Origin of the sequence: Variovorax sp. LjRoot175 (assembly GCF_964253805.1) — a bacterium.
Lineage (GTDB): Bacteria > Pseudomonadota > Gammaproteobacteria > Burkholderiales > Burkholderiaceae_C > Variovorax.
The window spans coordinates 64,426-77,886 of record NZ_CAXURY020000004.1 but is presented as its reverse complement, the minus strand read 5'-3'; the positions used below and the strand labels follow the sequence as shown (position 1 = coordinate 77,886).

At 62.3% G+C, this 13,461-nt stretch carries 13 protein-coding genes; 7 read left to right on the top strand and 6 right to left on the bottom strand.

Annotated elements, in window-relative coordinates; translation table 11 throughout:
• Nucleotides 1-175: 175 nt before the first annotated feature.
• Complete coding sequence (locus ACSQ89_RS41310) at nt 176-484, bottom strand: hypothetical protein (protein WP_436297937.1); 309 nt, start codon at nt 482-484, stop codon at nt 176-178.
• Nucleotides 485-588: 104 nt separating this feature from the next.
• Between ACSQ89_RS41310 and ACSQ89_RS41305 the strand changes: the two genes are divergently transcribed.
• The 3 genes from ACSQ89_RS41305 (at nt 589) to ACSQ89_RS41295 (ending at nt 2,925) form a co-directional block, all read left to right on the top strand.
• On the top strand, nt 589-789 hold the full coding sequence (locus ACSQ89_RS41305; RefSeq protein WP_436297936.1) for a hypothetical protein: 201 nt from the start codon (nt 589-591) through the stop codon (nt 787-789).
• A 274-nt stretch (nt 790-1,063) separates the two neighbouring features.
• On the top strand, nt 1,064-1,936 hold the full coding sequence (locus ACSQ89_RS41300; RefSeq protein WP_436297935.1) for a restriction endonuclease: 873 nt from the start codon (nt 1,064-1,066) through the stop codon (nt 1,934-1,936).
• A gap of 356 nt (nt 1,937-2,292) precedes the next feature.
• A complete protein-coding gene (locus tag ACSQ89_RS41295) occupies nt 2,293-2,925 on the top strand; it encodes a hypothetical protein (RefSeq protein WP_436297934.1) in 633 nt (210 codons plus the stop codon).
• Nucleotides 2,926-3,227: 302 nt separating this feature from the next.
• On the opposite strand, the gene ACSQ89_RS41290 is transcribed toward ACSQ89_RS41295, so the two are convergent.
• The 4 genes from ACSQ89_RS41290 to ACSQ89_RS41275 all read right to left on the bottom strand — a co-directional run bounded on the left by ACSQ89_RS41290 (nt 3,228) and on the right by ACSQ89_RS41275 (nt 8,193).
• Nucleotides 3,228-3,590: a hypothetical protein gene (locus tag ACSQ89_RS41290; RefSeq protein WP_436297933.1), complete on the bottom strand. Its 363-nt coding sequence runs from the start codon at nt 3,588-3,590 to the stop codon at nt 3,228-3,230.
• Between the two features lie 121 nt (nt 3,591-3,711).
• Nucleotides 3,712-5,088: an AAA family ATPase gene (locus ACSQ89_RS41285; RefSeq protein ID WP_436297932.1), complete on the bottom strand. Its 1,377-nt coding sequence runs from the start codon at nt 5,086-5,088 to the stop codon at nt 3,712-3,714.
• 79 nt (nt 5,089-5,167) lie between these two features.
• Entirely contained in the window at nt 5,168-7,009 is a 1,842-nt protein-coding gene (locus ACSQ89_RS41280; protein WP_436297931.1) for a sigma factor-like helix-turn-helix DNA-binding protein, read from the bottom strand.
• Nucleotides 7,010-7,101: 92 nt separating this feature from the next.
• Entirely contained in the window at nt 7,102-8,193 is a 1,092-nt protein-coding gene (locus tag ACSQ89_RS41275) for a DNA-binding protein (protein WP_436297930.1), read from the bottom strand.
• A gap of 320 nt (nt 8,194-8,513) precedes the next feature.
• Here ACSQ89_RS41275 and ACSQ89_RS41270 point away from each other — a divergent pair, with 320 nt between their 5' ends.
• A complete protein-coding gene (locus tag ACSQ89_RS41270) occupies nt 8,514-9,572 on the top strand; it encodes a site-specific integrase (RefSeq protein WP_436298232.1) in 1,059 nt (352 codons plus the stop codon).
• A gap of 105 nt (nt 9,573-9,677) precedes the next feature.
• Here ACSQ89_RS41270 and ACSQ89_RS41265 read toward each other — a convergent pair whose 3' ends face one another.
• Nucleotides 9,678-10,004 carry a hypothetical protein gene (locus ACSQ89_RS41265; RefSeq protein WP_436297929.1) on the bottom strand — a complete coding sequence of 109 codons (327 nt, stop codon included), beginning with the start codon at nt 10,002-10,004 and terminating at the stop codon, nt 9,678-9,680.
• A 76-nt stretch (nt 10,005-10,080) separates the two neighbouring features.
• Here ACSQ89_RS41265 and ACSQ89_RS41260 point away from each other — a divergent pair, with 76 nt between their 5' ends.
• The 3 genes from ACSQ89_RS41260 to ACSQ89_RS41250 all read left to right on the top strand — a co-directional run bounded on the left by ACSQ89_RS41260 (nt 10,081) and on the right by ACSQ89_RS41250 (nt 13,432).
• Nucleotides 10,081-10,686 carry a hypothetical protein gene (locus ACSQ89_RS41260; protein WP_436297928.1) on the top strand — a complete coding sequence of 202 codons (606 nt, stop codon included), beginning with the start codon at nt 10,081-10,083 and terminating at the stop codon, nt 10,684-10,686.
• Nucleotides 10,687-11,005: 319 nt separating this feature from the next.
• Complete coding sequence (locus ACSQ89_RS41255) at nt 11,006-11,356, top strand: hypothetical protein (RefSeq protein ID WP_436297927.1); 351 nt, start codon at nt 11,006-11,008, stop codon at nt 11,354-11,356.
• A 660-nt stretch (nt 11,357-12,016) separates the two neighbouring features.
• Nucleotides 12,017-13,432, top strand: coding sequence for a hypothetical protein (locus ACSQ89_RS41250; RefSeq protein WP_436297926.1), 1,416 nt, complete (start codon nt 12,017-12,019; stop codon nt 13,430-13,432).
• Nucleotides 13,433-13,461 lie beyond the last annotated feature (29 nt).

Genomic DNA, 13,461 nt, shown 5'->3' with positions numbered 1-13,461 from the left:
GATCTCGACAAGACGATGCACGAGATGCTGAGCGAAATCCACCAAACGGCCGACCTACGCCACTGCCACGTCGAATCTGCGTGGAGCTTGACGCAGGGTATGGAAAGGTGACGGTGGAAATGAAAATCTCTTTAAACTCAAAAAGTTAAGTACGATCCTGCAAAATTTTCAGGAATCACGGCCGACCCTGGAGTAAGCCGTACAGAGAAAAGAGAACGCCCGTCAAACTGTATTCGGCCGCGAGAAGGGTACGGAGCCGTGGCCAGCCTGACGAGAAGGCTCGAACGCGACTGTAGAGCAGGTTCGTCCAGGCCATTTGAGCGATGAGTATCGGGATACAGAAGACGCCAATCGCGGTGAACTGAAAGGTGATGCTGAAGTAGGCGAGGGCGGCAAAGCCCAAGACTCCAAACACGATGGGTCCGCCCTCGTGCACGAGCGGATCGTCGCCAGACCGAAACAGATTCGGGAATGTACGCCTCATGCCCGCCCGCTCATTGAAGAAGAGGATTGCATGGTAGGTGAGATCGGTCGCAACGCCTACCGTATTGACGGTGGCCCCACTCGGGTGGCGAGAGACAATGCCTCATGAGTTTTAAGACCACTCTGTTTCGGGCGCTGGAAGCCGCCGACACCAGCTTTTGCAACGGCCAACGGGTCGTAAGCAAGCTGCTCGATGCGAGCCCGGAAGCGCTGCTCAAGCCTTACGTGGATCTCGCCGACGAGACGACGCTCGAGATCCAGGACATAGTGATCCTGGTCGACGACGAGGGCCGCGCGTACGGCTAGGAAACGGAAGGTAACACCGAGGCGCTCGTCTGGACCTTCCGGGTGGTCCGTCCACTGTCGGCTGCCGACGTGCCCACGATCGAGCTTCCGACGCTCAAGGTCGGGGAGGTCGTCGGACGCCTTAGGCGGATCGAACGTGACGGTAGGCGGGAAGAGGCCTAAAAGGGGCGCGCTGAGTGGCAAATGTCACGCCACCGTTGGGTAGACGACACCTCGCAATGCGCGCCACTGCGATGATGCAAGCCGCGCCGCCAGGGCGCGCGAAAGGACTCATGTGGGACGAAAGAGGTCAGGCGGCGCCGAGGACGTGGTCGATGTGCTCGCGATGCTGCCCTGGTGGGTTGGCGCCGTGCTGGCTGTCGTTACCTACTGGCTCCTGCACAGGTACGCGGTCGCGCCAATTGGCGCGGATCCGCGAGCGATGGCCAGCGCGGCCGTGATGAAGGGGTTGGCCACCGCTGGCCAGTACTTGGTCCCGGGCCTCTGCCTGGCCGGCGCGGCGCTTTCGGCTCTGCGGCGATGGCAACGGAAGGGCCTGGCCGACCAGGTGGCGGCCGGCACCGGCGCCGATGTTCTCGAGGCGATGACCTGGCGCGAGTTCGAGATGCTGGTGGGCGAGGCGTTCCGTCTCAAGGGATACCGAATTGAGGAGTCGGGTGGCCGCGGGGCCGACGGCGGCATTGACCTGGTGCTGCGCAAGAGCGGCAAGAAGTTCCTGGTGCAATGCAAACAGTGGCGCTCCTACAAGGTCGGCGTCGGGGTCATTCGAGAGCACTTCGGCGTGATGACCGCGGAGAGGGCCGACGGCGGCTTCGTGGTCACATCAGGACGGTTCACCGCTGAGGCGAGGGTGTTCGCCAAAGGGTTCCATATTGAGCTCATCGAAGGTGAGGCGCTCTTTCAGATGATCAGGCAGGCGCGCGTCGCCGCCGGCCGCCCTGACGCGCAACCCAGGCGCGATCCAGCTCCGATTCGGTCGCCTGAGCTGAGCCCAGTGGCCGCACTGGATAACGGCACGTCCGATGCAGGTCCAAGCTGCCCAAAGTGCGCGTCGGAGATGGTTCGCCGGACGGCGAAGCGCGGGACGAATGCAGGAGTTTCATTTTGGGGCTGCTCGAACTACCCGCGGTGTCGCGGCACCGCTTGAGCGGGGGCCGACCTAGTTCCATCAACGCAGAGTCGGGAAGGCGTGCGCCCAAAACACCGATCGATTCTGTGCGGGGGGGCGGAGCAGGACGGGGCATGCCTAGACAATGGGCTTCTAGATCCGCGGCGCGTGCCTTCTGCTCCTTTTCTTGAGGGAAGGCGCGGAGGGGCCCGATTTCAGGGCATTCAGTCGCCCAGCGCGTGGCAAATGTCACGCGGCCAGACGATGGGGGTATTCCGCACGGCAAGTCCACTGCGATGATGAGGCGAGCCGCGCATCTTCCTGGGCGGCATGCGGTACTCGATCCACCTTGCAACCGCGAAGTAGGAGATTCTTCAACCAGGAGACGGATCGAAATGGACGAACAACGCATCAAGGACGCGCCCCCCGTCGAAATCCAGCACCATGGCGTGATGGCTTTGCGCTGTGCAGGATGCGGCGCAAACCTGGAAGTGGATCCGGAGGTCGATCACTTCACGTGCGGCTATTGCCGGACGCCGCAAGAAGTTGTTCGGCGCGGCGGCATCGTCCTACTCAAGAAGCTGGGCGACGCGATCTCGCGAGTCCAGCGCGGCACCGATAAAACGGCGGCCGAATTGGCCATCCCGCGCTTGGAACGCGAGATTCTCGAACTTGAGTCGAAGCGCGTGCGGGACCTGGCCGCGCCTGTTCGCGTGCGCGATCGAACGAGGCTTTCGAATGCTGTCATCGCGATGGTCTCGGGATTCGCGATTTTCTTTTTTGTGATGATCGCCATGGCTTCAGCGGGGCGCCATGACGGCCTGCTTATTTACTTGGTGTGGGTGCTTTGGATCGGCTGCTTCTTCGGGAGCATCGTCGGATACATCTGCCTGCGCAGCCTGAGGCACGGCGACAAAGCTAAAGCGAAAGCTCAACGCGACAAGGCGATCAACGCAGAGTGCGAACGCGAGATCGCAAAGATCCGCGATCGGCTGGCACAGGCCCGCGCCGTGGCCGACGCACACTGACCGCGCCCGACTCACTAATCCGGCGATGGAACGCCAGGAATCGCGCGTGACGAGGCATCGAAACCCAATCCGAGGAGGCCGCGCTCACTTGGACGATTTCCTTGCGCGCGTGGCCGCCCTCGCAGCTTGGCTCTCTCTGAGCTGCGCAATCACTCGATCAGCCTGATCCTGCTGGCGCTGCAGTTGCGAGGCTAGATCGGTCACCCGCTGCTCCGCGCCGGCGGCGCGCTCTCGCGCAGGGTTGTTCAAGCTCGAGCTGCGCCCGATAGGCGCCGATCGTGCCGCGCCTGATCGCCGCTGAGTCACTTTCCTTCAGTTTCGTCGTTGCCGGTCTTCGGGACAACGCGCAACTCCGGTGTCTTGCGCTCGGGCGGAATTTTGGGTCGGGGTCGCGTGGACAACGCGAAGGTGATAGGCCCGCTCCGCGGCGGCAGCGGCTCCAGCTCCGGGAAATCATTGGCGTCAAGCACGGGCTTCCCGCACGCTTCGACCATGCTCTGCACTTCTGCCAAGATCGCGGCTGCATCCTCTCCACTGACCGTGACGAGCGGGAAATGGGTGTGCAGCGAGCCGTCGTCGTTGTAGAAGACCTTGTGCAACCCCATTGGCGGGTCGTCTTCACCATACAAGTTGACGACGACCAGGCGGTATTCCCAAGTCCTCACGGCGGGTCCTTTTGGTGATGGGTCCGACATCATCGCGGATCGCGCGGGAGACGTCCAACGAGCCAGGTCACCTCTGTGGTGCGCTCGCGCTGCATCCAGCTTTTGGCAAGACCAGGCGGGGCTACCGATCGTCCGGGAAGGGGCGCGGCCTGCCGTATGACGGGCGTTCAAAGGAAGGGTCGATGCCGCGGTTTGAAGCCGCCGCGGTGACCCTTTTCGGTTCAGGACCCGGCTCATGCTCAAGCGCAAGTCGAACACCCTTCGATTCGGCGACAAGGCGCACATAACCGCGGATCAAGTTCTCCGTGAAGTGGATCCAGCCACGCCGATTGCTCGACAGGATGGCACCATGGCGGGCGCTCTTTAAGTTGGTCAGCCGCACCTGAAAGTCGTCGAAGTTCAGCGGAGGCCGCCTAAGGTCGGACATCACCCGTTGGTAGGACTCGTTGTAGATGCGGCGGTTGTTGCGCTCAAGTTCGAAGTGATCGGCGACGGCCCATAGCACCTCCTGATAGCTGTCCTGGTCCTTCTTGGTCGCCACGTCGTACGCATTTCGCAAACGCGACTCGACGCTGCCCAGTGCCTCGCGCACGGCCTCCATGTAGTCTTCTGGCCTCAGATCCTGCACGACGCCTTGGTGTCGAAAAGCTGCCCAGAACAACTTCTGGGCTATCAGGTGAACGTAATGGGGAAAACCATCGCTGACCTGAGCAATGCGCAGCCTTGAATCGTCGTCGATCGTCAGGCCGAGGGCGTGACAGGCACTATCGATGATGGCCCACCTGCCGGAGTACGTCAGCGGCGGTGACGGCAGGTTCACCTCCTCAAGGTATCGGTGGGCACTGCCATGGCCCTGCAGCAGGTCATCGAGGCTCTTGCCGATGCCGCAGATGATCAGGGAGACACGCACACCGCGGTCACTCAACTGCTTGATCAGTTCGGCAAACAGCCGTCGATCTTCGACAGACGGCAGGTTCTCAAACTCGTCGATGACGATGACCTTTCGGTCTGATGTCGGCTGACGGTCGACAGCCTCCTTGATCGCCGCTGTGGCCGCGTTCAGATCCATGCCACCCAGGTCGCGCTGGGTCTCCTTCTGGCTGTAGCTGCCTTCCAAGGCGATCCCTCCAGCCGCAGCCTTCACACCCCCGCCAATTGTGCGGTCGATGGCGACGTACGAAGAGCGTTGGTCCAACTGCGACGCAATGTCGCGCACGATGGCGGAGAACGACGTCTTCTGTCCGCACGCGGTGTATACGGGTTCGCCCTGAGACGGATGGTGCTTGTACGCCGCCGATTTCGCCAAGGAGGTTTTGCCGGCGCCTCGGTCGCCGTAGATGAAGATGTGGCGACCAGGTGAGGTCAATGCTTCTTCGATCCGGTTTAGCTGCTTACCTCGATCGAACAAGTGCTCGAAGCTTTCGATGGGGGACGACGGACGCACGTGCTCCGCGAGTACCCGCTCAAACTCGGTTTGCGAAAAATGGAGAAGGGCCATCGAGCGAGTCTACGATGCGGCCCGCCGAACGCCACCCATCTCGCAACTCTTCGCTGGCGTGGGGGAGGGGGGAGGCCGCTCACTCGGACGATATCCGGGGAGTCGATCTTGGCTCGGCTGCTTCGTCAAGCTTTTGGTCAGTCGGGCGATCGGATCCGCTTAAGCCAACGCGTTCTCTCGCCCGTCTGCCTCTGGCTTGCGTCAACCCGTTCGCAGGGACTGGAACGCCTCTGATGGAATAGATCGACTTTTCAAGCTTCGCCAGGGCCGGTGACATCGCGAGAGTGGCGCTCACGGCGACGTTTGAGAACCCGAGCGCTTCGATCAGGTGGGAAGCGATCTCTGCCCGCGTTGCCGCGCCGCCATGCCGCTCAATAACCTTCACGGCCCCAAGTTCGGTAGCGGACAAGACGGACTCTGCGTCGATTGGCGCCTTCGCAACGTACTTGTTGTGCGCATTGGCATTCAACCATTCCCAACCGCCGAAGAGCTCGGAGAGGACGTGCAGCGGCGGCACCGCCATCGCGTTCCCGCCCTCGCGATAGAACCAACGATCGTCTGTCATGAGGGCGGCGGCAACCGTATCCAGTTCTGCGCTTCCTCCGGCCACGCTCATGAGCTTGCGCATGCGCGTCGCGGCCGCACTGGTCTCGCTGTCTGCAAGCGTGAACCATCCTGACTCCGCGTCCAGCACGCGGTAGCCAGGTGCGCCTTCGAACAAAGTCCGAAGCGTATCCAGATCCTGCGCAATCCCTTGATTCAGTGCGAGGTAGCCCGCGATCCTGAGGAAATTGGAGCATCCTACGAATGTGCAATCCTTCCGGGCGAACGAAAGCGCGGCTGTCATCCACGTGCTCGGCGCTGCAATCGACTCGATCATCGGCACCAGCTTGTAGCCTTCGTTCGTTCTCGCCTTCAGTTCCGCGTGTTGAACCGTGCTGGCGACACCGACTGCTTCGGCAAAGTGCATGGCAGCGCCAAGGCCGGGGCCCTCTCCGAGCAGGCGTCGCAGCTGCGCGCTGGCTTCTTCCATTGACAACGGCATGATGCGGCCCGCGGCAGCCAGAACGCGCTCTAGCGCAGGCATCTTGACCGACTGTGCAGTGATCGACGAAAGGATTGCATCGCAGATCTGGCGGACTCTTTCGCGAGTGAGCGAGTGGGCATCACCGACCTCCTGCAGCGTCTGCCCGTTCCCATTGCCATACCTGGCCAAGAAGATGTTGATCCACCGGGTCTTCGCCTCTTCGGAGCCAGGCCTGCGCTTATCTGCACGCTCGATTGCATGAAGAGCGACGTCTGCGAGCTCGACGGCCCAAGTCGCCCGGTGGGCTGCTATGAGCCTTTCGCAGAGACCATGTGCCAGGCTGGTCAGGCGCGAGGTACCGAGTTGCGGATCGAGCCAGCTCGGAAGGGGCCTGCCTTCAATGTGGGGAAACCGCAAGTCATCGCTTTGCAGCTCTGCAACCCAGGTGGCAGAGAGGCACGAACGGACTTGGTCGAGGAACTCCTGACCGACCGGTACATCAGCATGACCTTGCGAAGCGGGGGAGGTGGATGATTGCGTGGGTACAGAGATCCAATACAAGGCCTCGATCTTCGCTAGCACCCCAAGGGTATCGGCGACGGAAAGGGCCAGCCCGTCCTTTAGGTCCCGGAGCGTCATGGCGGGAAAGCTTGCGACTGCATCCGCCGTCTCGACGAGTCGGGCAAGTCGCAGCCGCTCGGAATCCGGTAGGGCGCGCCGCCAGTCCTCAGGCAAGCGCACCTGAATTGGGGTGCGCCAGAGTTCGTCGAAGGTTGGACGCCGGCGCTTTACGACGATCGCGCGAATTTCCGATGCGAGAGCGGGCCCAGGCAGGTCCGATCGGTCCCATGCCCAAAGCTCGCGTGCTTTGACGACGCCGACCTGCGTCTCCATCGCCCGACCCACGAAAGGACGCATGAAGCTCGGGAGGACGCGCGCGTGTCGTGCCTTTGCGGCGCCGCCGGAAGGAGCCGCTGCGAGGGCGCTCACTTGGACGATTTCCTGAAACGAACCGGTTGTGGGGCTTCCTCGCCCTTTCCGCGGGCCTCAAGCTGGCGCAGCGCGGCCGCCGTCGCCGCATGGCTCTCACGGAGCTGCGCGATCTCGCGCTTGGATTGTTCCAGCTGGTGCTGTAGCTGCGATGCGAGATCGGTGGCCCGCAGTTCGGCGCCGGCGGCCCGCTCTCGAAGAGTCGCAAGTTCGACCTGGACCTCCTGGTGCTGGCGCGACCAGACGGCAGCTGCATCGCGGTGAGCTGTCTTCTCTTCCTGCAAGGCTTGCTTTGCCGATGCCAGGGCGCTGCGAGAAGCTTCTGCGTCGACAGCGCGCGCCTTCTGCTCTTTTTCGAGATCGGCTTTCGCCTGGCGCGTGGCCATGCGCTCGCGGTCGACCTCTGAGTGGAGGCGCCGCTCATGTGCAAGGTAGCGCTCCGCCGCTTCGTCCGCGGCGCGCTGCTTGGCACCGAGCTCCATCTCAGCCTTCTCGCGTAGCGCTTCCTTGCTGGCAACCGCTTCGTCGAGCGCTTTGCGCAGGCGGCGTTCCTCCGCTTGCGAATTGCTGAGCATGCGAGCGGACTCCTGCAGTTGCGATTGCATTTGCGCCTGCATTGCGTCGAACTGCAGTTTGGATGCGGCGAGGGCTTCCTCGACCTTCACGCGGGCCTGTTCGAAGAAGGTCTCGCGCTGCTGCAGCTCCGTTTCTCTTTGAACGAGCGCGTTTCGCTCCAGCTCAAGCTCGCGCCTGGTCGCCTCGGTCTTCTGGATTTGGACTTGATCAGCCTCGCGCCGGGAAAGGTCCCACAGCTGCTCAGCAAGCTGGAGAACGTTGAGAGGCAGCTTCGAGACCTCTTCACCAGGTGGCGGCGTGACAAGTGCGCGGCCGTCGAGACGCTTGCCGAGCGTGCCGAACCAGCGCTCCAGCATCGGGGCGACGGTATTGGGCGACCCGGTACCTAACTTGTGACGCACGCGGTCAATGGTCGGCCTCAGGCCTTCCTGTAGCAGCGCGTCGGCTGCTTCCCAGACCTGGCGCTCCTGGATGCCGCGCACGCGAGGCGCGAACTCAACTTGATCACTCATGGGGACTCACTCCATCCGGGGGCCGTTGGGCACAAGGAATACCACCGCGGACGCGAATTCGGGGAACATCGGCGCCCTCCTCATTTTTACTATCGATAATGGAAGCTTATCGATAGTAATATATTGTACACATATGATATAGTACGTCAACATAAGACATCATACGTTAGTCTAATTCAGATCGGACTGATTTCAAGCTGTTGCTGCACAACGCCAAAGGCTTAAAAATGCTCGAGCTCCCAATGAACGACGTGTCCTCCAAAGCCCTGCAGCCGCTTCAGCGAAATCACGCGCTGCTCGATCCTGGCCAGCTCTCCGACATGGCCGAGGAAGCCGCGAGCGATCTGCTACGCGAAGGCGAGTCGGAAAACACACGGAACTCATACCGCGCGGCGATGCGCTACTGGGCCGCCTGGTTCGGCGCGCGCTACGGCCAGCAGATGCAGCTGCCCGTGGCCGTGCCGGTGGTGATCCAGTTCATCGTCGACCACGCCGAGCGATCCACACGATCGGGCCTGACGACGCAGCTGCCCAAGGAGATCGAGGACGCCCTGGTGGAGAACGGCTACCGCGGCAAGGCCGGCGCACTGGCGCTGAACACCTTGCTGCACCGCATCTCGGTGCTGTCCAAGGCGCACCAGATCGCCAAGGAGCCCAATCCCTGCGCCGACGCGGTCGTGCGCGAGTTGCTCGCCAAGACTCGTCGTGCCTACGCGAAGCGCGGCGGTGAGGCCCTGCCCCACAAACAGCGCGCGCTCACCAAGGAGCCTCTCCAGGCAGTGCTGGACACCTGCGACGATTCCCTGAAGGGTCGGCGCGACCGCGCCCTGCTCCTGTTTGCGTGGTCCTCGGGCGGCCGCCGGCGCTCGGAGGTCGCTGGCGCCAGCTTCGAGAACCTGCGGCGCGCCGACGGCGGCGCTTTCATCTACCAGCTCTCCCACTCGAAGTCGAACCAGGCCGGCAAACAGCGGCCGGAGGATTCCAAGCCGATCGTGGGCATGGCCGCGGAAGCCATGGATGACTGGCTCAAGGCCAGCGGCATCAGCTCGGGCCCCCTCTTCCGACGCATTCGCAAGGGTGGGCAGATGGGCGAAGGCCTGAGCGATCAGTCGGTGCGGCTCATCGTGAAGGAGCGCTGCGCGCTCGCCGGCGTGGAGGGCGAGTTCTCAGCGCACTCGCTGCGATCGGGCTTCGTGACCGAGGCGGGCCGCCAGAACGCGCCCCTGGGCGAGACGATGGCCATGACGGGCCATCACAGCGTCGCAACCGTCATGGGGTACTTCCGGGCTGAGACCGCGCTCGTGAGCAAGGCGGCCGGCCTGATGGACGCAGGCGCTCCTACCGCTGCCCAGAAGGGGTCGACGTCGGGCTCTTTGTAACCCTCCGCCGCGGCGTCAGGAATCGCATTAGATTTGCTGCACAGCAAATATGCCAGTTTGCGCTAAGACTCCGGAAAGACTTGAAGAACGTGTTCGCAGTCCTTGTCATGACGTCGTGCCTTGACGAGGGAAGGACGTTGCGCCGCTGCGGTACCGAATCAAGAGTTCCTCGAGGAAGGCGATGACGGCGGGTTCATCCGCGAGGAACCCTTCACGTTCAGCGAGTTCTTCTTCCGTGTAGTCCATGCCTTCACCAAACTCGCCGCGCTCCCACTCGCAAATCATCTGCCATTGGACGTCGTCAAACTCGGACACACCGTAGTTCGAGAGCAACCATTCATATTGCCCGGGCTCGCCGTCGAAGCCGCCGGATCCGAAAATGCGGTCGATCTCGGTGACGACGAGGCCGATCAGCTCCGCTCGTTTGTCCATGTTCTTTCCATCGCATCCGCTTCCATGGCGGCGAAGCCTATCAGGTCGCAGCGGAACTTGGGTACTCTCCAGCACCATGAAAATTGTCGATCTGTTCATTGCCGCACGTAGCGAAGTTCTACAGCTACTCAACGAAACTGAGGACGCCAGCAGTTCAGTTCTCGGATGGGATCGCACCAGGCCGAACAGCAGCACGCGACATCGCATCGACGTAGTGCTGGCGAGGCACATTGAGGCGGCCCGCCGCTTCGGGATCCACGTCGTCACCCGGCACCTTCCGTGCGGACTCGCTGGACACACCGACTACCTCATCGAGTCCGCGGGAGGCGAAGTCGCCGTGTATGGTGACGATGCCTTCGAGTGGGTCCACGCTCAGCTGTATCAAGGACCGCGGGTGTCGAAATGCCCCTGTACGCCGAGCGCGGGAACAGGAAACCATACGGTTATCGATGAGTTTGTCATTCGAAAAGCCGGAGCAACGCGGCGGCATAGGCTGTTCGTGGACGCCCTACAGCACATTCAAGAGGCCGTCGACCGTTCCGTCGACCGCGTGCCGCGATCGGCCATTCGTGAATCCCTCCTTCGCGCCGTGATCGAGCTCAACGAGGGCATCCTGCCCCAAGGCATCGATGAGTACATCGCCGCCAGCGACGTTGGAACACTGCCAGGAGCAGCCGGATGAAGATCGCCGAGATCCATCCCGGCGGCAGGTATCGCCGCACATCGGGAAAGGACCAAGGTCTGCGAGTAGTCGAGACGATCTACCCCACGTATGGGGCCGTCACCCGCGTCGCTTGGTCGGCGCCGGGTCGAAGACCAGGAAGTGGGACGAGTACGGTCGAGGTTTTTGCGAAGTGGGCCGAGTTCCGTGACGACGCGGGCGATGGCTGCGAGGAAAACTCACCGACGAGTCAGTGATCCGGCGCCTCACTCGCCAACACGCGGAGCGACAGGCCCCGGTAGGGATATTCGGCTGTCACTTTTCCTGAGCCGCAATCGCTATGAGAAGCATCCTGTCTGCTGGAGTTGTTTGCCTCGCTGTCGATCCCAAGATCGAAGCCTTCGTGCGCGCGCAGAGCGAGAACCCCTTCCCGGGGCCAACGCGCGGCACCGCCGTGCTCAATGAGGTAGGGCAGCTCTACCGGACCATCTTGTCCGACGGTCCCATCGAGGCCAGCGAGCTGGCGGACTTTCTACTTTCCCTGGGGCTGATTGATCGAGTTGGTTTCGACCAGGGAACCCTACAAGTCATCGATAGCCTGACGGGCCAGCCCCTCGCGACCAGGTGGAGCGGGGTTTTCCAGTCGGGCGAATTCCCACATCCCATTCCAGATGTCCCCCGCTTGACTTGACTGGGCCATTCAAGGTAGCGACGGAAGCGGCGCTGCCGCCCCCGGTGGCGCTCGCGCAAGGCACGATTTGGATCGCATGGGAGATGGAGGCGCGGAGGCGCGAGACGCGGAAATCGCCCGTCGGAGCGCGAGTTCGCGCTGCCCGACGGTCCGCTCCGGCGCGACCCAGCCTGCTGCTGCTCCGTCTGCCCCAGCGCCAGATCCCGGGCCTCCACTTCGGCGGCAATGGGACTGCTGTTCCTCAGAAAGTGAAAATAGTAGAGTGTCGGCAACACCTTCCATTGCGACACATCGAATGTCCTTAGACCCGAGCGAAAACGAGCGCTTGTCCAGACAGGCTGAGGTCCTCCGTCGCGTCGAGGATCTGGTGGCGATCGACGCAGATGGGGCCGCGCTTGATGACGCCTCGCCAGGATCGCAATGGCGGCGCAGACGAGGGAGCAGCCTGGAGAAAAGGCTGGCATGGGCCGAGAAGTGCGCGCAACCCGCTCCTGCGGGGCAGCTGCCGTCGCCACAAGCTGCAATTCGACCTGCGCCAGTTGAGTCGCTGGCCACGCGGCTTCGCGCTATCTTTTGAAGTCCATCATTCCAATCATCAGGACCCCGCATTGACCAAGCGCACTCCACCCATCCCCCCCCATCATCGTTGCCAGGCCAAAAATGTCTGCCGGGGCCTCCCGAGCGCTGCTCGATGTCTTTGATGCCGTCGACGAGGGCCGGTTTGACGATGCAGCAAGGCTGGCCTCCGACGCGTTGGACAAATCGCCACTGGAGCGCACGCTCCTCAGCGCGATGGTCGCGTACGTCGATAGCAAGGCGGTGCTGGCGAACCGGTTCACGGCTGCCGTCGGTCGGCTGCTGCGCAAGGCAACGGATCGCGGCTTCCATGAATTTGCATACAACGCAGCCAACAAGGTGATGGAGTCGGCTCGGAAGGTTTCCGACTACGAGGTCGCGGCCCGGTACTACCAGATCGCGATGGCATTCGGCGACGAGCCGCGCACCCAAGCTGCTGCTCACGTGAATTTCTGCCCCATCGTTCGAGACGGGTTGATCACCGGCGAGAAGGATTGGCCAGGTGCTGTGGAAATCTATGAGAAGGCCGCCAAGATGGGCTTGATCAAGGGAATGGCCAACGCCGGGAACGTTTGTCTATGGCTCACCAGCGCGGGACGGGAGGCCGAGTACGGAGATCGGGCTGCCCGTTGGTTTGTGACTGCGATCGATCACTTCGAAGAGCGGCGCCCGCGCGTCGACATGGAGTCGGACGCCGAGCTTGAGGAGGTGATCACGAATTGCCGTCTGAATCTCGCCGGCATGGATATCGACCGGACCTACAGTGGCGCAAGCCTGGACCGAGGCATTTCGGTGGTGCAGGAACTTGCTCGACTGGGGCATCCGATCGGCAAGGACTACCTGCGCGTGGGCCTCCGCAACCGCCTGGAGGCGATCGCTGAGAACCCGGGTGATTCTCCGGGCGCGAACTGGCGAATCGTCCTGACTGCCCTCGGTTGGACAATCGATGAAGAGATCAGGGTCGAGCGCTATGAGGCGCCCTTTGCGCGTCGGGCGCGCGGCCGCACTCGCCGTGTGGATCGCCTCCTCGTCGAACTCGAAAGCAAATCCAAGTTCCCCTTGCTTGTTGTCCACGATCCGTGCATCCCGCAAGACGGTGGCATCGAGATGCTGCGCTCTATTGCGGAGCAGGCCCAGCGGAATCATCCTGATGGATTTTTCTTGCTCTGTCGGAAGGCCTACTTCATCGAGAACGAGGGCAGCATCTACACCATGATCTTCGCGCAACTCCCAGGCCGCGAGCTGTACCTGGCTTCTCTATGGGATGGAGCCACGCCCGACGAACTGGTTCAGCAGTACAAGGACGGCGTTCAATTCGGTGATCCAGCGTTTGGCGAGAAGAACTGCATGATTTCTATCGCAGTGAACGCGTTAGATGAGGGGCTGATCATTGCGCAGGATGCGAGCCGGTACATGCGGTATGTCGAGGTCGGGTCTGGTTTGCGCATGCCTTTCGTGAGGGAAGAGAACCTGCTCGACCTGGGGATCGTCCTGGCATAAACGCCTGGCCAAGGCGCAAGGCCGCAATG

Excerpts from the sequence above, each read along its gene's own strand:
- ACSQ89_RS41285 (WP_436297932.1), bottom strand. The coding sequence starts at position 5,088 with ATGGCCCTTCTCCATTTTTCGCAAACCGAGTTTGAGCGGGTACTCGCG.
- ACSQ89_RS41260 (WP_436297928.1), top strand. The coding sequence starts at position 10,081 with ATGAAAATTGTCGATCTGTTCATTGCCGCACGTAGCGAAGTTCTACAG.
- ACSQ89_RS41265 (WP_436297929.1), bottom strand. The coding sequence starts at position 10,004 with ATGGACAAACGAGCGGAGCTGATCGGCCTCGTCGTCACCGAGATCGAC.
- ACSQ89_RS41310 (WP_436297937.1), bottom strand. The coding sequence starts at position 484 with ATGAGGCGTACATTCCCGAATCTGTTTCGGTCTGGCGACGATCCGCTC.
- ACSQ89_RS41255 (WP_436297927.1), top strand. The coding sequence starts at position 11,006 with ATGAGAAGCATCCTGTCTGCTGGAGTTGTTTGCCTCGCTGTCGATCCC.
- ACSQ89_RS41295 (WP_436297934.1), top strand. The coding sequence starts at position 2,293 with ATGGACGAACAACGCATCAAGGACGCGCCCCCCGTCGAAATCCAGCAC.
- ACSQ89_RS41250 (WP_436297926.1), top strand. The coding sequence starts at position 12,017 with ATGTCTGCCGGGGCCTCCCGAGCGCTGCTCGATGTCTTTGATGCCGTC.
- ACSQ89_RS41280 (WP_436297931.1), bottom strand. The coding sequence starts at position 7,009 with ATGGAGACGCAGGTCGGCGTCGTCAAAGCACGCGAGCTTTGGGCATGG.
- ACSQ89_RS41275 (WP_436297930.1), bottom strand. The coding sequence starts at position 8,193 with ATGAGTGATCAAGTTGAGTTCGCGCCTCGCGTGCGCGGCATCCAGGAG.
- ACSQ89_RS41270 (WP_436298232.1), top strand. The coding sequence starts at position 8,514 with ATGGCCGAGGAAGCCGCGAGCGATCTGCTACGCGAAGGCGAGTCGGAA.
- ACSQ89_RS41305 (WP_436297936.1), top strand. The coding sequence starts at position 589 with ATGAGTTTTAAGACCACTCTGTTTCGGGCGCTGGAAGCCGCCGACACC.